General features: G+C 39.4%; 15 protein-coding genes. 10 read left to right on the top strand and 5 right to left on the bottom strand.

From position 1 onward, the window contains the following. The first annotated feature begins 214 nt into the window (after nucleotides 1-214). From H5125_RS09565 to H5125_RS09545, 5 genes are all read left to right on the top strand, one after another. Entirely contained in the window at nucleotides 215-1,483 is a 1,269-nt protein-coding gene (locus tag H5125_RS09565; protein WP_182744120.1) for a hypothetical protein, read from the top strand. Nucleotides 1,484-1,726: 243 nt separating this feature from the next. Continuing rightward, nucleotides 1,727-2,842 carry a hypothetical protein gene (locus H5125_RS09560; RefSeq protein WP_182744119.1) on the top strand — a complete coding sequence of 372 codons (1,116 nt, stop codon included), beginning with the start codon at nucleotides 1,727-1,729 and terminating at the stop codon, nucleotides 2,840-2,842. Nucleotides 2,843-2,920: 78 nt separating this feature from the next. Continuing rightward, the gene (locus H5125_RS09555) at nucleotides 2,921-3,916 is read left to right on the top strand and encodes a hypothetical protein (RefSeq protein ID WP_182744118.1); all 996 of its coding nucleotides are present in this window, start codon (nucleotides 2,921-2,923) and stop codon (nucleotides 3,914-3,916) included. Between the two features lie 55 nt (nucleotides 3,917-3,971). After that, nucleotides 3,972-5,903: a hypothetical protein gene (locus H5125_RS09550; RefSeq protein WP_182744117.1), complete on the top strand. Its 1,932-nt coding sequence runs from the start codon at nucleotides 3,972-3,974 to the stop codon at nucleotides 5,901-5,903. A gap of 80 nt (nucleotides 5,904-5,983) precedes the next feature. Beyond that, on the top strand, nucleotides 5,984-7,813 hold the full coding sequence (locus tag H5125_RS09545) for a S8 family serine peptidase (RefSeq protein ID WP_182744116.1): 1,830 nt from the start codon (nucleotides 5,984-5,986) through the stop codon (nucleotides 7,811-7,813). Nucleotides 7,814-8,229: 416 nt separating this feature from the next. Here H5125_RS09545 and H5125_RS09540 read toward each other — a convergent pair whose 3' ends face one another. Continuing rightward, complete coding sequence (locus tag H5125_RS09540; protein WP_162024049.1) at nucleotides 8,230-9,597, bottom strand: DUF4397 domain-containing protein; 1,368 nt, start codon at nucleotides 9,595-9,597, stop codon at nucleotides 8,230-8,232. A gap of 200 nt (nucleotides 9,598-9,797) precedes the next feature. Then, nucleotides 9,798-11,177 (bottom strand): metalloprotease PmbA, encoded by a 1,380-nt coding sequence (gene pmbA / locus H5125_RS09535; protein ID WP_101087671.1) that lies wholly within the window; start codon nucleotides 11,175-11,177, stop codon nucleotides 9,798-9,800. Nucleotides 11,178-11,336: 159 nt separating this feature from the next. Here pmbA and yjgA point away from each other — a divergent pair, with 159 nt between their 5' ends. The 4 genes from yjgA (at nucleotide 11,337) to H5125_RS09515 (ending at nucleotide 16,318) form a co-directional block, all read left to right on the top strand. Continuing rightward, nucleotides 11,337-11,870 carry a ribosome biogenesis factor YjgA gene (gene yjgA / locus H5125_RS09530; protein WP_101087732.1) on the top strand — a complete coding sequence of 178 codons (534 nt, stop codon included), beginning with the start codon at nucleotides 11,337-11,339 and terminating at the stop codon, nucleotides 11,868-11,870. Between the two features lie 46 nt (nucleotides 11,871-11,916). Next, nucleotides 11,917-14,397 (top strand): Ig-like domain-containing protein, encoded by a 2,481-nt coding sequence (locus H5125_RS09525; protein WP_182744115.1) that lies wholly within the window; start codon nucleotides 11,917-11,919, stop codon nucleotides 14,395-14,397. A 291-nt stretch (nucleotides 14,398-14,688) separates the two neighbouring features. Then, nucleotides 14,689-15,090: a hypothetical protein gene (locus H5125_RS09520; RefSeq protein WP_101087673.1), complete on the top strand. Its 402-nt coding sequence runs from the start codon at nucleotides 14,689-14,691 to the stop codon at nucleotides 15,088-15,090. 337 nt (nucleotides 15,091-15,427) lie between these two features. After that, nucleotides 15,428-16,318 (top strand): LysR substrate-binding domain-containing protein, encoded by an 891-nt coding sequence (locus H5125_RS09515; protein ID WP_220487302.1) that lies wholly within the window; start codon nucleotides 15,428-15,430, stop codon nucleotides 16,316-16,318. 35 nt (nucleotides 16,319-16,353) lie between these two features. On the opposite strand, the gene H5125_RS09510 is transcribed toward H5125_RS09515, so the two are convergent. Next, entirely contained in the window at nucleotides 16,354-16,938 is a 585-nt protein-coding gene (locus H5125_RS09510) for an aspartyl/asparaginyl beta-hydroxylase domain-containing protein (protein WP_220487301.1), read from the bottom strand. Between the two features lie 480 nt (nucleotides 16,939-17,418). Here H5125_RS09510 and H5125_RS09505 point away from each other — a divergent pair, with 480 nt between their 5' ends. After that, nucleotides 17,419-17,931, top strand: coding sequence for a hypothetical protein (locus H5125_RS09505; RefSeq protein WP_101087675.1), 513 nt, complete (start codon nucleotides 17,419-17,421; stop codon nucleotides 17,929-17,931). A 179-nt stretch (nucleotides 17,932-18,110) separates the two neighbouring features. On the opposite strand, the gene H5125_RS09500 is transcribed toward H5125_RS09505, so the two are convergent. Together H5125_RS09500 and H5125_RS09495 are read right to left on the bottom strand one after the other, a co-directional pair. Next, nucleotides 18,111-19,256, bottom strand: a complete 1,146-nt coding sequence (locus H5125_RS09500) for an ABC transporter permease (protein WP_182744114.1) — start codon at nucleotides 19,254-19,256, stop codon at nucleotides 18,111-18,113. Then, entirely contained in the window at nucleotides 19,253-20,425 is a 1,173-nt protein-coding gene (locus H5125_RS09495) for an ABC transporter permease (RefSeq protein ID WP_182744113.1), read from the bottom strand. The genes H5125_RS09500 and H5125_RS09495 overlap by 4 nt, the downstream gene beginning before the upstream one ends. Nucleotides 20,426-20,433 lie beyond the last annotated feature (8 nt).

Raw genomic sequence — 20,433 nt, 5'->3', positions numbered from 1 at the left:
AAGTCTCTTTGAAGTGGTCAATATGCATGGTGAGCTCCCGGAAAAAAGGAGTATAAGATCATAGCTAAATGTTAACGTCAAATAGTGTATTTAATTGACTGAAAAATGTTCACGATCTCGCCCTGTTCAACCAACCTTGTTAAGTTTAAACCATAAGTTGGAATCTAAAGCACTTAAGACAATAATTAACAATAATGATTATGCTGATTACATTGTGATTCATGCTCAAGACAAGCAATACAAAATAAAAGGCAATGATTATGATGCTAGTCGTCAATCTAAGCCCATATACACCTTTTTTGTGACTTGTTTTGTTGCTCTCTTTAGCTTTATAACACTTAACTATTCGATAGACACAGTGATTAACTTAACCATTGCCGCTATGGTTATTACCTTTATTATTGAATGGACAATAAAAAATAATAAATATAAAAAGCATCTTTTAGATTATGAGGCATTAAGTAAGACTTTCGACGCGCTGTCGCAGATCTCAATTTCCGAATTAGGTTATGAAAATTTACAACGTGTAAAACAAGACGATGATGTTATTTGTGTCAGTTGCCAACAACGAATATCAATAGACAGTGATTACTGTTTTTGTTGTGGTATAGCACAAAAAAATGCCATTACACCGCCCAATGACGATGTGTCATTATTGACAACACCACAAGACAAAGCCATAACCGCAACGTCGATTGCCGAGATTGAAAAATCGATAAAAGCAACCTACTCGTCGGTATATCAAACGCCTTTTATCTTCAATAACCTGGTGTCTAATAGCTTTACTGGCACAATGAATTTTGAATCTATTTTAGGTAAAGTCGTCAGCAAAAATGCGAGTGCTAGCACGTCGGACGTCACCACAACCAGCACAACAACTGCCTATAATAGCAGTGGCTATAAAGCTGATTCGAGTGAGTTAAGGCATCGTTTAAGACAATCTGATCTGCAAGGTCAAATAGTACTATCAACCGCAGATGGATTTTTAACGTTATCATTGCCTGAAAAGCAGATGATAGCGACTGATGTGGGTGATTGGTTTTTATATCAAGATTGCATGATAGACACTGATTGCGGCAAACAAAACCGGTTTCAAATATTGTTTTATAATGTAACTAAAAAACTGCATTATGATGTACCAGGTATCCAAATAGGCGAATTTAACGCGAAGGAAGGGGGCATGATAGGATTAATGTACACCTTGGCATTTTTCTCGTGTTTGGGCTTTTATGCCGCGGGCACTTACCCTTTGTTAGAGTTTATTAATGGCAAATTGGGTGCGCCGCTCAATGACTTTTTTCTGTTTATATCGCCCTCTGTTATGTTAATTTTTGTAACTGTTATAGCAGAAATTAAATCACGTTCACTAGCCCTAAAATCCTGTAGTGCGATCGATAATGCTGGTGAAAAAAATAAACAAATCAGGATTGATTTATTTGAAGATGAAGCCGAACTTAGCAAAAAATTGCTAAAGCTGAGTTAATATAACAGGTTGTATTTATGTATCGCTCAATGTTAACACTGGTGCGGTCTTATAATACGTAAACTAAAGCCACTGGTTTCTAGTGGCTTTTTTATAGCCAACTTTTAGTGAATAGGGCAAATAATGACCATTAACTAAATTGTTAATAAACTTTTACGGGTTTTATGACTAACTGCGTAGATGTTGCTTTTTTGGTATTTGATTAAACTACTTGATAACCAATATTATCGAAGGAATGTGATTATGAAAGAGCAAGCAGATAAAGTCATTAAACAGCAAGAAATCAACTTAAAAGATGGCACATTTGAAGAAACTGAAACACCGGTAAACTCTAGCGTAGATGCAAAATCAGCTATGGATAACGTATTATTATCTATTCTTAATTTTGCGAGTAAACCATGGCATAAAGCGCTATCAACATTAACGTTTAATAATAAGTTTTCAGTGATTACATTGTTGCTTTTTTTTGTAGCAGGTTTTTTGCCGGCAATAAAACTATTTTCTGAATCGCAATCATTATACGAATTAATCGAAGCCTCTAACTTTCAAATTATGATTCTTTTAGTTGCGGCATTGTATGCAATGGGCGTTAAACGATCTATTAGTAAAGTCGCATCCATTATATTAGTACTGATTATTTTTTATAACATTAATGAAGCACACGAAATGGCTGCAAGCTTTGTTGGCAGCAATCGATCTTTTCTTAATGAAAATACCCTAAACATGATTTTAGAATCGATGCGCTACGGTTTAGTGATTTGGCTGATTAGCTTGGTGAGTATTATGATTTTATCGGTATTGCCTTTTTATACAACCAATACCCAGCTATGGCCAACGTTAGTTGAAATATTTAACACTCAATCAACGAGCACAGTAAACGTGAAAGAATTTACAGGCAGAGTAAATGACAATATTCAATCTGCAGTGAAAAAAGGCCATCAATCAATAGAACAAATGAACACGCCATCAAACCAGGCAAAACTGGCAAAACTACAAACCTTAAGCATGCAAAAAAAATCATTAATTGGCATTGCGGCTATAGGGATTGTCGTGTTTATCCCGATGATGTTTTCCGGCAACACAGCGCCATCAACCAGTGATATAGAAAAGGTATTCGCGCAAGAAGTGGCTAGAGATAGCGGTTTTTTTAATGGCCAAGTTTCAGATGTTGATGTGAAGCACTGCGAAGAAATATCTGGTAGAAAATTACCCACATTCAATTGTACGGTTGAAGGAACTATCAGTCTTGATATGGGGGCTTTGGGCTCATTGTTTGGTGGTTCATCTAAGGCAAGCGAATCGTTTAGTGACGAGTTTATTTTAGTTCATGGGACTGACGGCTGGTTTGCAGGAGAATAATTAATATTTACACATAACCCACACCGGGTGATCCCGGTGTAACGTGTTTTTGTTAATTAAGTGTATAGGTATTAAATTATGACCGCAGACAAACTAAAAAAACATTCAAAGAAAAGCTTTATGTCATTAAATACTGTCATTTCTATATTGATATACAAAATCATGTTAGATTTTTCAATCATTTTTGTATTTAAATTCTACACTTTAAATTACCCTTCATTTGAAGGTGCTTTAAGTGCGACAATAAATGCATTTTATTATGGCTACGGCAACGATTTATTTGATTTATTGTCAAATTATGTCGCTGCTTTGTATAGTATTGGCTTTTGGAATGGATCTTCATACCTCACTTTTCTACATGTGATATCACCAGAGCAAAATTTTGACAAAGTTTATGCTTTGCTACCTTTGGCGATACACTTTTCAATGTTGTGGTTAATTAAAATCTGTGTGACTAAGTTTATACCTAATAAGAAAATAGTACCTGGTAGCGATGTAGATGACGAGAACCAACTGGATAGCGCTATAACACGTTCATGTATTAAAATAGCGATGTGTTATGCACTACCAATTGCAATATACGGACTTATTTTTGGTTTACTTCTTAATGTATATGTTAGAACATTTGGTGCTAGTGAAAATAACACCATAGATTATGCTTTTATTATGCCGTTAATCTTTTATGCATTAGCCATTTTTGTCATTGGACGTAATCTGATTAATTTCTCAACATTAAACACTAATAGCTCAGCAAGTAAATCTGAGTTATTTAAAGCCATGTTTAATGTTGCTTCTAGCGGTATTGCACGCGCAGCAGAAAATAGCTTTAAGGTTGCTAATAATAAGCTCAATAATAATCCAATAATAAAAGTGGGTCGTGGTGGTGAAGAGTATCGCGAAAGTATTCTATATTATGAGCATACTATGAATTATACCTACGCAAGAAAAGGTGACTCTGGTGGATCTGACTTTTTTATCTCTGTGGTGCTATTTATTCATTACTTAATGGCTTTAATGATTTACGGAGTGCTCAAAATGTTTGGTGCTCATAAAAGGTTATCTATAGGGAAATAAAAGTCTCGATATAACACATAACGGCTACAAATCGCCCATATTTTTAAAGGAATAAATGATGTTAACCATGCAAAAAATTTTGATAATGATCGTCTTTTCATTTTTTATATCCGCTTGTGGCGGCGGTGGGGATGAGAAAGTAACTAATAATACTGACAATAACACTGGCAATAACCCCGGCACTGTCACAAATACTGCACCCAATCTTGCAGTCTCTACAGCTGCAATCACTATGAACGAGACAGAGTCGGCAACATTCACTGTGGTTGCGTCTGATAAAGAAGACGCTAACTTCACATTAAGTGTGGTATCTGATAATCCTTCTTTAACCGTTTTGCATAATGGCGATGTTGTTACATTACTTGCTGGTGAAGTATCCACACAAACCGTTGTTAAGGTGACATCGAAAGTCACCGATAGTGGTGGTTTAACAAAAGCGTTAACGACTGTTGTAACAATACTCAATGTAGAACCTCCCGTTGTGATTAATAATGCTCCTGTGATGACATTGTCAATAACTGAGCTAGTCATTCAAGAGAAAACTAAATTAGCATTTAATGTCACTGTAACTGATATTGAAGATGGTGATTTAAGTGACAACATCACTGTCTCCTCTTCAAACCCATCATTGCTGACACTGACAAAACAAGGTTCATCTATTTCAGTTGATGCAAAAGAAGTGACCGAAGATACCAATATTAATATTTCGGTTTCGGTTACCGACAGTGAGGGTTTAAGCGTAACAAAAACTGTTTTGGTGACAGTCACAAATTATATTGATGCAAACAATTTACAGCCAACAATTGCATTAGCCAATATGGACGAAAACAACTCCATTTATATTTTTGAACGTACTGAAAATATTATTCCTGTGGTTATTACCGATGCTGACAGTGCAAATGTAATATGGTCGATTAACAGTATTGAAGGAAAAGAGTCTGATGATGCTGTTATTGATTATATAGAAAGTATTACACAAAGCGGTGATAATATTATTTTTAATGCAAAACAACTCCCTGAAAATACCCAAATAGATTTCAGACTAGTGTTAAGCGTAACAGATGGGAATAGTATTATAGACCAAGAATTTACGCTAAAAATGGTCAACTTATCTAATTCAACCCCTTTATTTACAGTTCAAGCTCGTGTAGCGGGTTTTGTACCTATACCTATGGGTGAAACAAAAACATTTTCTTATACCATTATAGATGACCACCCTGAGGATGTTGTTGTCGATGGGATTGAAATATTTTCTGGCGATGAGACAAAACTTACCGTGACTTTTAATCATGAAAATCAAACCATCACGGTAACTGATTTGGGTATGGAACTTGGTGAAGATTTTTTTCTATTGCTTAGCTATACAGACAAATTCAACAAAGGTCAGACGGGTATAATGTTGAGAAGCAGCGTTGTTTCTGGAGACTTGCAAGTTGAGACTTTACAATATGTACAAGAAATGTATAGCAAAATGGAAGCGTTAAATGAATATAAATACTTAGCCACTTTTTACGCTGAAGTATTAGAAAACTTAAATTTTATTTCCGAATATCAGAAGAATGAATTTATTCAAAAAAGCAAAATAGATGACTCAACTAGTTTTTCAACATTAAGAGTGCTGGTGTCAACGCTGGAATCCCAAGTTGTTTTTGGCACCGGCGATGGACAGGACCCTGTATGGATTAATGATTATAAAGGGGCTATCGACCACCAATTTGGGCTGTCGCAATCAGACTATGGCAAACAAAATTATAATTTAATTAATGATATGTCAGATATTTCACAAGGCTTGCTACCTCATATCGGTTATGTTTCTACCACCTTTGAATATGACACTATAAATAAAAAGTACAGTAAGTTTGCTGGTAATACTGATTATGGAACTTATGAAAATGGAGTATTTATATTTAATCAAGAATTTGATTTTATTAGTGCTATTTTGGCAAAAGCATTGGCTGCTGAAAGACAGGCTTTTTCTTATAAGTAAATAATCATGGATGATTAAGAGCCTTATTCTTAATTAACTTTTTTATTAAATGATAATTTTAGTAACACAGGATGTTCAAAATGAAAAAAACAATCATATTATCAGCCATATCAGCTTTAGTTATGTTATCCCCATCGGTCATGGCATCAATTGAAGTAGACACTAAGGTTAGAGTGGTCAATAAAGAAGCTGATTTATCTAAAACAGTTAATTTAATTGTACAATTTAAAGATAAAAATATTCATAAAGCATTATTGGCAAACCCCAAAATACTGGAAAAGCTAGAACGCAAAGCAAAAGCAGACAATGTAAGCTTAATCAGCCTTAAAGAAACATACAATGTTCAAAGTAATGTGGCCTACGAATATGGTATGTCTAGCTTAAAAAGTTTAAGTGAAAAAAACAGTATTCAATTTGAACATGTTCGCTCTATGTCTATGGGGGCGGATGTTGTAAAAGTGACTTCTGATAGCCCTATTGCATTGCAAAATCTAATCGTTGAATTAATAAATTCTGGTGATTTTGACAGTGTCATGGTGGACGATGTTGTAAAAAAAATGAACTTCAATGACACGTTATATAATGGGCAGCATCAATTTAAAAAACCGAGCCCATCTACGGGTGATGGACAAAATTTTGAAGCAATGAGAAGTAAAGTCGTCAATAACCTCGGTCGTAAGATTAGAATTGGTGTTGTTGACTCTGGTTATGCTCCTCATGAAGATATTAATCCTTTAGTTGAAGGCTACGATTTTACTCAAGAAGAAAATGGCACATATTTAGAGGCCAAAACAAGAGATGCTGACCCTACCGATTTATCTATTTTAGCCGATGGTCTGCCTTGCCATGACGGCCACGGCTTGTCTGTTGCGGGTTTAATTGGTGCAACCAGTAATAATGGTTTAGGTGTTGCTGGCGCTGTTGATTCTGAAGAAGCCGATTTGGTATATGCCAGAGTACTAAATTGTTTTGGCGATGGCTCTGATTCTGATGTTTTAGATGCAGTTGCATGGATGATGCAAGAAGAGATACCTGAAGTGCCTACCATTGCAGCGCCTGTAGATATGATGAATTTATCATTAGGTGGTTATAGAATTGCTGGCTGTTCTACTTATGAGCAAGCTGTATATACAAAAGCAAGAGAGAAAGGAATAGTTGTTGTTGTTGCTGCTGGTAATTCTAATGATGATGCAAAATCATTTGCACCGGCGTCATGTAACGATGTGATTACCGTGGGTGCCATTTCACGTAAGGGCGACAAAGCATCATTTTCAAATTATGGTGACAATATTGATGTGATGGCGGCGGGTTCGAGCCTATGGATGATTGCAAGTAATGAATATAAGACTCAAGAGTTATATTTTAGTGGTTCTGGTACTTCAATGTCAGCGCCTTTGATTACAGCTGCTGCAGCAAATTTATTATTAACACACCCAACTCTGACACCGGATCAAATTGAAGGGATTTTATCTGCTAATGGTCAAGGTTCTAAACCTGGTTCACTCTGCGCTCAATTAGGCTGTGGTAAAGGCAGTGTTAATGCTTCTAATGTAATGGATGCCATTCCAAATTTGTTAACTTCTATAAAATATGAAAAAAAGCATCGTTATGAGGGTTATAACTCACCAGAGCAAAAGGTCTGGTTAGATAAGATGAACCATTATGCGAGTGTTTGTAATATGGTGAAATACACTTGGGGTAATCTTGGGACTGAACTGAGCGGTGTTGAATATAAGCTCTATGTAGGTTCCAATGATGAACTGGTTTATACCGAAACAATATCGACACCACAGAAAGTATTATCCCACGACAAAGATACTTTAGTGGGTGTTCAAACTTGTAAAAATGCTACTTGCGGTAGTGTGGTGCAAATGAGAGGTAATGTTACTAGCCCTTCGGCTTGTTTGTAGGCGTTATAACAGATTCTGTGTAATTTTAAATTTATATAATCTGCATGCCATTATCCAGATTAAAAAATAATTCAGTGCCGATTTTCACTTTGTAATCGGCATTGTTTATTTTTGAGATTGCTATAAACACGAGCTAAATGATTTTATTCGCTGAGTTCAATAAAAGGCAACTTGCGCTTCTGGAGCGTCATTCTGATTTCACGGTTTTATGACTTCGTAACGTCAGTAATAAGGTTACACCTTATCTTTCAAGGTCGTTATATCACTTGAACAATCTTGATGATTATCAAATAATTACCAAGTGATTTGCATTAATATTTTGGTCAATTAAGTGCTTAAGGAAAAAGCCGATATCTACGATATCGGCTTTTTTATGCCTCACAATAAGTGAACGATTTCACCGTGAGTGTACTTTTTTATTGTAATGACGTCAGTCTATGGCCTAAAGCGCTTGTACTGTCTGGAGTCAGCACAAAAGTATAATTACTGTCGCCATCAAAGCTGATTGAATCAGACTGATAAACTAAGGTTTGCGTGCCATTATCGGCTTCGTAAACAATGTTAATTTCATAATCATCTTCAGGCAATGTCAGGCTGAGTTTTTCGACAAAATCTAAATCCGTTAAGGTATATTCGGCGGTTTCAATGGTTTCTGAAGCGCGGACAAAATACACGGTTAAGTCATCATAATCGTAAGCTAAATTCACCACATCGACTTTATATTCAAAAGCTCGAGGTCGTAAGTCTTGCTCGATCACCATACCTTTAACAGAACTGTCTTCTTGCTGATAAATCAGTAAAGACTTCACTTCATCTTGGTTAAACGTTACCAACAAGTTATCGAACAACTTGGCTTTACTGGTCGCATCTTTAGTGGTGATACCATAATCATTAAACGATGTTGATTGGTAATCCGTTACTGTGAAGGGTGAGATACCATACAAGTATTGTGTTTCTTGCTTACTGGCAATATCAACATCAATGCTTTGCGTTTCTAAACCATTAAACACCCGGTAATCGGCAGTTGCCTCTAACGCGGCGTAAGTGACAGGCGTTGTAGTTGAGTCAATGCTGTCGATAGTGACGTTAATATCACCTGCACCAAAACTATTACGAATAATCAGTTTATAGGCGGTTTCGGAGGTTAAACTCATGCTACCTGTGGTGTAGAGCACATTTTTAGTGCCGGTTTCGGTCAGATAGACAATATAATCATCAGTATCGAATATCTGTTCGCTGGTGTAACTGCTATACGGCACATTACCCAGCATCACCGCTTGGTCAATGGTTTGGGTATCAAGTGAAATATAGGTATCAAAAGTACCTTCATCAGTCGCTACGTTAGCCACTAGCACTTCCATTTTGCTGTAGTCATTATCATCGTCGGCATTTAACTCGTCCATTTCATCGCGTGAATAGTTAATATCCAATAGTTCTGGATCGTGATAATCACCATAAAGTACAAACAAATGGTTCGAGTCGCTCGCTAAATCAACAGTATCGCTGTAAACGGTTACCGTTTCACTATCTTCGTCTTGACCATAAATTTCCAGTTCTGTGCTCCCTGTACTATAAGCATAGCGCGGCATTGCATCAGCAAAATCAACCGCCGTATATGAATAGTCATCCAGTACTAACGAAGTCGATGTGCTATTAGGTGATGCATTATAAAACTGCACATAAGCGACATCATCACTGCTTTCTTCACTGTCTGAGCCACACCCCAGTAACAAGGCTCCCATTGCAGACACCATCATCAATCGACTTATTTTTTTGTTAAACATATTTACTCCATTAACCATCTAGTTACATTTGCAAGAGTTATGACAACCCTTGCCTGTAAACGACTGTCAAGAAAGGTAAAGTAAAGATATAAAGCGTAAAGAGCCAAGTTAAAGTTAAAAAAAAGCCTCTTAATCAATTAGATAAGAGGCTTTAATTCTTTTTGCATTTAAACCATAAATGCATTTTTCAGCAAAAGGAGTTAATTACCCGCGATTTTCATCTCGCTCAGTAAAATACCGCCGGTGCGGATTGATGAACGTAAATCGCGATCTTTACCTACGCCTTGTATTCCCATAAACATGTCTTTTAAATTACCCGCGATAGTAATTTCTTCTACTGGATACAACACTTCGCCATTTTCAACATAAAAACCTGCCGCGCCACGAGAATAATCACCAGTAACGCCATTAACACCCTGGCCCATCACTTCCGTAACAATTAAGCCGGTATTCATGGCTTTAACCAAGTCATCAAAGGTTTGATTTGAATGGCTTAGGGTCCAGTTATAAATACCACCAGCATGGCCTGTATTGGTCATCGATAATTTACGCGCCGAATAACTGGTTAGTAAGTAAGTTTCTAGTTGGCCACGATCAATAATACGACGGTCTTGGGTTGCCACGCCTTCACTGTCGTAGTTAGCACTGGCCAGTGCGCCAATTAAATGCGGTTGTTCTTCAATACTAAACCAGTCTGGGAATATTTGAGTATTCAGAGCTTCCATTAAGAAGCTCGACTTACGGTAAATACTACTGCCACTAATCGCGCCAATTAAATGTCCCATTAAGCCTGTGGCAAGTTCAGGAGCAAATAACACTGGCATTTTCGCCGTGGCTATTTTACGGGCATCCAAACGGCTTAAGGTTTTGTTTGCCGCTTGCAAACCAACCGCTTCAGGTGACAGTAAATCATGATATTTACGGGCAACCGTATAGTCGTAGTCGCGCTGCATATTGCCATCAGACTCTTGGCCTATTACAACACAACTTAAACTGTAGCGAGAGCTGCAATAGCCGTTAAGAAACCCATGGCTGTTACCATAAACCCTAGCCGCAGTATGCGCATTGGCACTCGCGCCGTCTGAGTTACGGATACGGCTATCAACCGACAAACTGGCTTCTTCTGCGCGAATGGCCAACTGGGCGAGCTCTTCAGCATCGATATCTTGTGGATGATATAACTCCAAATCGCGAATATCTTGCGCCATCAAAGCGGGATCAGCCAAGCCACTAAAAGGATCTTCTGAGGTATATTTTGCAATGCCATCGGCCGCTTTTACCGCTTGGCGAATTGCTTCAGGGCTTAAGTCTGAGGTCGATGAACTGCCTTTGCGACCATCACGGTAAATGGTAATGCCCAACGCACCGTCTTTATTAAACTCAACGGTTTCAACTTCTTTTTCACGGGTTGAAACCGACAAACCTTGCTGCTTGCTGATAGCCACTTCAGCGGCCGAAGTGCCTAACTCTTTCGCATATTCTAATGCGACAGATACCGCGTCTTTTAACGCCGATAATTCAGAATCAATTCTAGGTGTTGGTTCAGTTGCGCTAGGCGCTGAAGAAGGATGAGAAGCCACAAATTTACTCTTTGATTAGTCTAATTGACGCTAGCATATCAAATTCAATTGGCGATTGATAACCGCGCATTTATATCGCAGTTGATCATCAATAAATTCTGCATATTCTAGGCCAAATAAATGCTATCATTAATGCATATTGACTTGAGGTTTATGACTATGAAAATTGTTGGCGATTCTGAGCTATTTCAGCAGCCCTATGATAATGATGACAACTATGTCAGCAGAACAGGCGTTAAAAAAGAAAGTGAGGATGCTCAAGCACTTGGCATGCGTTTAGTGGCCCTGAGCAAAACTCAATTAGACAAAATGGGTTTAGATGAATTTCTATATGATGCGATTCTAAAAACAAAACTGATTAAACAAAAAACTGAAGCCTATCGCCGCCATTTACAATACATTGGTAAATTAATGCGTGGCTTTGAGCATGAACCTATTGAAGCAGCACTGGATAAAGTGTTGAACAAAAACAATAATGAAGCCGCTCAAATACAGATTTTTGAAAAAATGCGTGAACGTTTATTAGCGAATGGCGACGATGAAGTCCAAGTATTACTGGATTTACACCCACAACTTGATCGTCAAAAAATGCGTCAACTGATCCGCCAAGCGAATAAAGAACTGGCTAAAAACCCAGAATCAAAATCGTCTAAAGAGCTATATAAGTATTTAAGATCTGAAATAAAAGACTAGGGTCCATCTCAAAAATAGTCTGTTTAATAGAATAAGGATGTTGCTAATGCGGCTAAAAATGATGACTCGCACACTATTGTTATTACTAACTTCAGTGCTGTTATTTACCGGTTGTAACGGTGCCGCGGACGGCACCGATACTGACACACTGAGTGGTAATTATAGTATTACCGTCAGCTATCAAAATGTCGTCAATGGCCAATGTGATGCGAATACGGACTCACTGATTTTTGATCTTGATGGTAGCTTTTGTGCCATTGCACATCTCAAAATTGGTAGTACTAACGTTAGTGGAGCGCTCATTACTTTTAGCACCACCAATGCAACAATATCGCCTACCACGGTGTTAACCTTATCTTCTGGTCTTGCGACAACTCTGGTCACATCAAGTAGTATCGACGCTGGCACGCTTAGCGCAACTTACTCTCCAAGTGATGCAGATGCTGTTAGTGCGACTCGCAATTATCAATTTAAAGAATATGACACCAGTATCCCTGTCGAAGCGATTAAATTAACCGCTTCGATAAGTGATGCTACCGGTCCTATTACCCGCTTTAATATTGATAAAACAGTTCAGCTCAATGCCTTGCTTACTGACAGTAATAATCAAGCTATTGCTAACCAAATTGTGACATTCAATGCCGGTAGCGCTACGTTAGCGCCAGCAACTGCACTGACAAAATCCTCAGGTATTGCTACGCTAAACTACACGCCGTCCGAGGCAGAGTTAGGCGCTAGCCTGTTAACCGTCACCACAGAGTATCAAGGTAGCACTCTCACCAGCAGCAGTGCTTTTGAAGTGTTAGCGTCTGACGATATTGCCACGAATGGTAATGTTAAGATGGGCTCGTATAATGCTAATGGTGAGTTTGTTGAAAGTGAATTAGCGACAACGCTAGTCGCAACAACTGATGGTAGTTATAGCATTAGTGCCGGTGGCACATTTGGGATTAGCGCTACGTTAGTTACCGAAAGCGCCGATGGCACATTTACACGCCTACAAAGCCCAACCAGCATCAGCTTTAGTTCCGACTGTTCGACCAATGACAACGCCACACTTGATTCACCTGTCACTAGCTTATCAGGTTCTGCCAGCTCAACCTTTTCAGATGTCAGCTGCAGTGGCAACAGCGAACGTAATGACATCATCATCGCGACAGCAACGGTTAATGGCGCTAGTTTAAACGCAAGTTTGCCTTTTACCTTAGCCCGTCAAACATTATCTAATGTGAGCTTTGTGTCAGCTGATCCAAGCCAAATCCGTATCAAAGGTTCAGGCGGCACCGGTTCAACAGAATCGTCGTTAGTGACCTTTTTAGTCACCAGTGCTAATGGCCAGCCGGCAGCACAACAAACGGTTAATTTCAGCTTAGACACCAGTGTTGGCGGTCTGCGATTTGCTAATGGTGAAGTGACCGACAGCAGTATTACCAATTCCCAGGGATTAGTCAGTGTGCGAGTGCAAGCGGGTACAATTCCAACCCCGGTAAGAGTGGTGGCATCAACCACAGACGCCGACACTAACCAAACCATTACCAGCCAATCAGAACAGCTGACCGTCAATACCGGCTTGCCACAACAGCTTGGTTTTAGTATTTCAAGATCAAATGGCAACCCTGAAGCGGGCGACTACAACGGCGAACAAGTTACCATTACAGCTTATGCCTCTGACAGTTTTGCAAACCCTGCACCAGACGACACTACCATCAACTTTACCGCTGAAGGTGGTCAAATTGAACCATCGTGTTCCATGGAAAACGGAAAATGTTCCGTCATTTGGACATCGGCATCACCACGGGTAAGTGACCATCGTGTAACGATTATGGCTTATGCGCTAGGACACGAAACCTTCTTCGATACCAATGGCAACAATGTATTTGACGATGCTGATGGTGGCGTGGTTAACGGCTGCTTAAGCGGCACAACGTCAGTAGCATGCAGTGGCAACGGCATGGATGTAGAAACTTACCATGGCGGTGGTTTTGTTGACTTGCCAGACGCCTTTAGAGATGACAACGAATCTCGCACCCATGATTCAGCTGAACCGTACTTTAATATTCAAGCGAGCAACACATACCAATTAGCTGACGGTCAATTTAACGGCCCACAATGCCAAGGTGCATTATGTGATAGCACGGCTATGAGCACTTATATCCGTAAAGCATTAGTATTAACAATGTCAGGCTCTGAAGCTAATTTTGTCGTTAGCCAAGATGGCAGCTTGATTAATGATTACGACACTGATGTTCAACCTATTGCACTAGATGAAACGACAAAGTTTGATGTGGTAATCACTGATAGCGCCAATCAAATATTACCTTCTGGTACAACCTTAACCGTTACTAGCACCGAAGGTGAATTGCAGTTCTCTGGCTATATCGTACCTAACAAGAGTTCAGCAGGAGGAACATCAACCCCATTTACCTTGAAAAATAATGGTACACCAGGCACAAGCCAAGTCACACTGACAGCAACTACGCCTAAAGGTGTGGTCACTAAATTGATATTTGATGTGACCTTGTCATAAGCTCAATATTCTCACTCCTATAATATTTATCGATCCTTCAAGCCTGCTACTTCAGCAGGCTTTTTTATACTTGGCATTCACAAATATGTTGATACAATAAGACGTGCAATACGGTATTTAATTGATATATTGTTGAAATAAAAACTATTTTTGCTAGCTGACGTTATGTTCACGCCTTAAATAGTGCTCAACATTATGCGTTTCGATACCATCAATAGCATCTGTAAACAGGGCTAGTTTACTATTACGAGGGACCGATTTACGACTCTCGACGCATACTAAGGAATAATAATGCGCAAAATTTCTCTACTTCTTACTATAACTGCAGGTGTACTACTCACCGCTTGTGCCGCTAAACCACCAATCGTGGCTCAAAACAAAACGGTTGTCGTCAATGACCAAACCTTCGTGCTTGGCGGATCGTATGATAAAGCAAATAATAAACTGCTATTGACCGCTAATGGTGACCCGATCATGCAGGGTCGATTCCCGCCAATGACGCCTACCCAAAATCTTAATGCAAACTTTAAAGATATGAAATTTAAAGGTGATTGTTATTTTGGTTCGGTACTCGGAGATCAAGGTGGAAGCTTTGGTATTGTTGCTAGCATTGTTCAATCAGCAAAATCGAGCACTGCAGATAAATGCGACATTTTTATCGATGGCACCAAGCAAGAAACACTGTACTTCTAATTAGACATATTAATTAAGCGCTAGCCCTGCTTACCTACCTATCTATTAATCCATTTCGTTATCTCAGTTGAGATAACGTAACATCAGTTAGCACCAAATTGGTGCGAACAAGGTTTATTCAGCACCAGAGCAACTCAATCAATTTTTATAAAATTAGTTAACACTATGTTTAAATTATATTTTAACTACTGGTCTAATCCTTGCTTTCTCTTCAAGAATAGCCCCTAGTCTCACTAAACTATTACTCAGTAGTCGACCCGCATGCATTACAGATGTCATCATAATTGATTATCATCAAGGGGAAGTGAGTTGATAAACTGTCCTTGTTGAGAATTGAATGATCCCTTTACACACCTCCATGCGCGGCCTACGTTGTTTTTGCGTCGCTGCTGAATGCTTAAGTTTTAAAGAAACCGCTAAAAGACTGTATCTAACCCCTTCGGCGGTAAGTCATCAGATTAAACAGTTAGAAGAATCTCTAAACCAGAGCTTGTTTATTCGTCAAACCCGCGCGGTGATATTGACCGAAGTGGGCGCACGCTTTTACCAGGCCATCGAGCCGGTAATGCAGCAATTAGTCAACACAGTCAGTGAATTTAACCAATCAGACAGAATGCTCGAAGTCAGTATTTCAATGCCAGAATTCTTTGCCAGTGAACTGTTTATGCCTAAACTCATTGGTTGGTCATCTAAATATCCCACCATCAATCTTAAGCTCGAAACCATTAAGTCGCGCAGCGATACAATTAAGCACACTGATGTATCCATTATGCTCTCTGGTAAACAACAAACGAATGCCGATGTGTATGATTTATTTCCAATCACTTATATCCCTGCGTGTAATGCACAACTGCATGCTGAATTGTCTTCACAAGGTTTTAAAGCATTAACTAAGGTGCCATTAATATTGCATAAAGCTCGACCTTACGCTTGGCATCAATGGGCCGAAAATGTTGGCTTTGATGCATTTCAGCCTAAGCAGATAATTCAACTAGACAGTATGTTCAGTGTCGCCCGCGCTGCAGAACAAGGATTAGGCATTGCACTCATTCCATTACCCATCAGCCAAGCATGGTTCGATAATGGCACCCTTCTACCATTATTTCCTCATCCACTTTATAGCCATGATCGCTATTATTTGATCCGCCACACCAATGAACAACAGCGACCAGAAGTGCAATTGCTGATCGATTGGATCCTCAAAAGTTTCCATGATGAAAGTCATTAATAATTAGAGTGATAATGACTTTATTACACTGTTTATTATCGTTTCAATAGCTGTTCAGCGTATTGCCGAACGTCATCTGGCACCATATCTTCTGTGAAGGAACAAATATCCGACCGAAGAAAATCCAACATTAATGTGCCACGATATTGAGCAGAATCGTTCCAAGCTTCATGTTCAGCAGTATCATCAAATATTAAACATTTACCTTCTTCCCAATAACGGGTTTCGCTAGCAACACGAAGCCTGCAGTCAGGTGGCACCACTAATCCAAGATGTAAACGATATACATTATTGGCCCAACCGACATGTGGTGTTATATGCGTATGAGGGGCTAGTAGCGAAAAACCAGCGAGAGAAATGCCGCCGATGTTTTCAACGAGTTTCGCTGTTTGAGGACATTTAACGCATGCACCTTCAACACGATTCCCAAGCGCATACAAGCCGAAGACACTCCAGCCTTGACCATGCATTTGTTGTTGAACCCATGGGTCAAACGAGTCATTTGGTAGTGCAAGAAATTCATCTCGAATTATTTCCCAATTAGCTTCAAGCTCTTTCACAAAAGAAAATTTAGAGGCTTCAATAAACATAATCATTAATCCTAAATATACTATTAGCATTATCAGCCACATTTTGGGCTAAAAATCAGTGATCATTGCCAATAGTTTCTGGCCGTCTTTAATTAAGTATCAATTATAATCCTACATGCCCTATCTTATTGATGTAAAGACATTAAAAATCTTAAGCAGTGCAGACGCAGACAGTATAAATAGACTTTGAATCATATCAATATGGCTTACACACTATCAGTATTAAATCCCTTGATACCGTTGAAGACTGTTTATAAAAGAATGTGTAAGTCGTTAAGGTTTCAGGTTCAATGAAAATTGTGGAGGTTAAAGAAAATCGTTGGATGACCATGTCATGAAACACATCGACGTTAATTGCCGCGGCCATTAATTAAACAAAACTATCACACCTCCCCATAAGTGAATTTTTTTAACCCATTAATGCGTTTTTTATCGTTTGTCGACGCTAGTCGTTTTGACTAAAGTTCACCTGTAGCGCGGCGCTACACAAACGTTTAAAGGAGCTACATCATGAAAAAGAGCATCGTTAATGGCCTAATTTGTGCCACATTAGTACTGACAGCATCGACAAGCGTAATGGCTGATGAGCAAGGTCAACAGATCAAAAGTAATGCCTACAAAATGGTATTAGTGGAAGATGTGCCTGGTGTTAACGCATTGCAGTCTGGTGATGTTGAAGCAGGCTTAACCGCTACTTTGTCTGCAAGTAAGTTCGCCGTGGATGACTATTCTCGCAACGTGAACTTATGCGCTGGATATGTGCAATTAGCTGATATGGAAAAAGCCCAAAAAGCCTGTAGTGCAGCCGTGAAAAGTGCTCGTACCCAAGTGGCGATTCCATCAATGACGGTTCGGGCTTATGCCTATAATAATCGTGGTGTAATGAAATTACTGAATAATGACAATTTAGGCGCATTAGCTGATTTTAAATATGCTGCAAAAGTCGATCACAGCGAGATATACCAACATAATGTTAAACGTTTAGAGGCAGCTTTAAACAATGCCCAAAACGGAATGATGTAATTGGACTCTGACCAAGAAACCGTCACGGTTGCCCTTTATCAGTCAACAATAAACCCCATAAAACAAATGAAATAGACAGGTCTATCGAGAAGATAACTGTCTATTTTTTTTACTCAGTGACAAACCTAGCTATAACCTTATTTCGATATGATAGAACCTGGCTAACTTCTATGGGTGATTTATGATGCAACATCAACATTTTTCTGTTTCCGCCCAATGGCGACTATGGCCATCGTGACGAATACTGCAAACAAGCCCCACAATTGTAACCATTTAGGCATTACCGCCGACCAACCAGCTCCTAATTGATTTAACTCGAGCATCCCCATAATCGCTGGAACAGCTGGAATAACTTGAGATGCTAATACCAATGGTTCTGGAATTAATGCAATCGGCCACACAAACCCTGACACAAATAAAATCGGCATCGACACCAGTAAATACAATTGGGTAGGTAATTCTCGACGATTAAATAAACTGCTAAGATAAATACCTAACGATCCCGTGGCTAATAGAAAGGGCAACATAAATAGCCCAACTTCAATCACCGTAGCCACCACGCTTACTTTGTACCAATAAAAACAAAAACCTAAATAGAAACTACTAAATAGCGCGTAAATCATCATAAACACACTTAACCGTGCAAGCACCAAGGTTACTGGACGTACTTGCTGCCAATAACCGGGTTTGCGCCATTGGCCTGCGCCCAAAATACCGGTGCCAATTAATAAGGTTTGATGCAGAATTAATAAAAATAATCCCGGCACCACATACGGTGTGTAACCTAAACTGGGGTTAAACGCTGGAACTGAATTAATATTAATAGAATTAACAGCTTGCTGGGCAAGTTGGGGGTTTTGGCCCCGAGCCAATAAACCAATTAACTGCACTTGTTTACTGGCATCTATACCGGCTGACACTAAGCCTTCTACTACGGCTGAATAAATCAGAAAGTAACTCGCATCGCCGCCGTAACTTAATGTTGCACCCTTGCCTAACAACAAATCGCGTCTAAAGTTAGCCGGAATAACCAGTAAGCCGTGAGCTTTACCTTGATCGATCCACATTTGTGCTTGCTCAATACTGCTTACCTTAGCGAGTATTTTTATCTTAGCACTGGCATCTGCGTGGCGAGTCACCAACCTACTGAGTGACGAATTATCGTGATCTACCACCACGACCTTTTGCTCTGTCGGCACCTGATTCAAATACGGTAACGGATACAGAACCGAGTAAAATAACACTCCACCAAATAGCGTCATCACAATCGCTTTGTCAGCCAATATAGCTTTGCATTCTGCTACGATTAATTGCCAGAAGTTCATCGGTTGACCTCCAGAGTAACCGGGTGACTAACATGACCCTGTGGCGGTATTTTCTGCGCGTGGCGGCCCAGCACATAAAGCAAAGGCAATAACAGTAAAAAGCCCCAATAAGAACTGATTTGAGTCAATACTTGCGGCAAGCCAACACCATAACTGACGACGCTGATATGAGAGTCTATATAGTGACTCGATGGCATCACCAACCGCCACCATTTAGCCAATAAGGGCATATCGTTTACGGGAAAGGTTATTCCCATAAATGCAAATGCTGGAGCAAATAATGCGGTACAGAAACTGACCGTGCGAGCACTGTCACGCATAATCATAAAAATAACCAACACTAACAACCACAATGCCATGAGCATGAATGCCTGTGCCAATAGCAATAACCATAGCGAACCCGACACGGGCAAAGCTAAATAGTGGTATAACCACACTAAAATAAAGCCACTATGAACGAGCATGATCGGACTATAAAATAACACTTTAACCCACACTTTTGGCCAAATGTTTCGGGCTAAATAATAGCGTTCACCTTGAGGAATAAGCTCCGCATTAACACTATTAACAAATACCAACATCGACAGTAATTGCCATAATGCAATTAATATAGGCGGGACTAAAAAACCAACATAGTTATTATTTCGGTTAAATAACGCCGTCGTTTGGTTACTAATAGGCGTTAAACTCACATCAACGGTGGCTTTATTTGCGCCTTTAAGTAATAGGCTCTCCTCGCCAATATGCGTTAACCCCTCAGCAAGGCTGAGTTGTAACTGGCTGGATAATAACTTACCTACTAACAAAAATTGGCTGTTATAGCGAATATCAATAGTGGGTTGTTTTGATGTGAGTAAATCTTTTCTGAGCTGGTAAGGTAAAATAACTAGCCCGTATACTTGCGCTTGACGCATAGCTTCAATCGCCGCAGCTTCATTGGCAAATGAACGTGGTGCAATCACGGCATTGGCCGATAATTGCCTTGTTAGCATGCGGCTAATTTGGCTGTTATCTAAGTCAACCACGGCAACGGGGAGCTGCCTTGGCAACCCCGCACTAAATAACCACCAAAGTGCGATCACGCTAATTAGCGGAATATAGCTCACCAAGGCAAGTTGCCATGGTGAATTCCACAACGCTTTACATTCTCGCCTGAATAAATGCCTCATCAGCAAGC

It is taken from the genome of Shewanella sp. SR44-4, from assembly GCF_014163715.1.
Taxonomy (GTDB): Bacteria; Pseudomonadota; Gammaproteobacteria; order Enterobacterales; family Shewanellaceae; genus Shewanella.
Note: the sequence above shows the minus strand (reverse complement) of the source record. Positions and strands in the feature narration are given on the sequence as shown.

Coding starts and splice junctions, on each gene's coding strand:
- H5125_RS09510 (WP_220487301.1), bottom strand. CDS start 16,938: ATGCTAATAGTATATTTAGGATTAATGATTATGTTTATTGAAGCCTCT.
- H5125_RS09495 (WP_182744113.1), bottom strand. CDS start 20,425: ATGAGGCATTTATTCAGGCGAGAATGTAAAGCGTTGTGGAATTCACCA.
- H5125_RS09525 (WP_182744115.1), top strand. CDS start 11,917: ATGCGGCTAAAAATGATGACTCGCACACTATTGTTATTACTAACTTCA.
- H5125_RS09515 (WP_220487302.1), top strand. CDS start 15,428: ATGATCCCTTTACACACCTCCATGCGCGGCCTACGTTGTTTTTGCGTC.
- H5125_RS09505 (WP_101087675.1), top strand. CDS start 17,419: ATGAAAAAGAGCATCGTTAATGGCCTAATTTGTGCCACATTAGTACTG.
- H5125_RS09520 (WP_101087673.1), top strand. CDS start 14,689: ATGCGCAAAATTTCTCTACTTCTTACTATAACTGCAGGTGTACTACTC.
- H5125_RS09555 (WP_182744118.1), top strand. CDS start 2,921: ATGACCGCAGACAAACTAAAAAAACATTCAAAGAAAAGCTTTATGTCA.
- H5125_RS09560 (WP_182744119.1), top strand. CDS start 1,727: ATGAAAGAGCAAGCAGATAAAGTCATTAAACAGCAAGAAATCAACTTA.
- H5125_RS09545 (WP_182744116.1), top strand. CDS start 5,984: ATGAAAAAAACAATCATATTATCAGCCATATCAGCTTTAGTTATGTTA.
- yjgA (WP_101087732.1), top strand. CDS start 11,337: ATGAAAATTGTTGGCGATTCTGAGCTATTTCAGCAGCCCTATGATAAT.
- H5125_RS09540 (WP_162024049.1), bottom strand. CDS start 9,597: ATGTTTAACAAAAAAATAAGTCGATTGATGATGGTGTCTGCAATGGGA.
- H5125_RS09500 (WP_182744114.1), bottom strand. CDS start 19,256: ATGAACTTCTGGCAATTAATCGTAGCAGAATGCAAAGCTATATTGGCT.
- H5125_RS09550 (WP_182744117.1), top strand. CDS start 3,972: ATGATGTTAACCATGCAAAAAATTTTGATAATGATCGTCTTTTCATTT.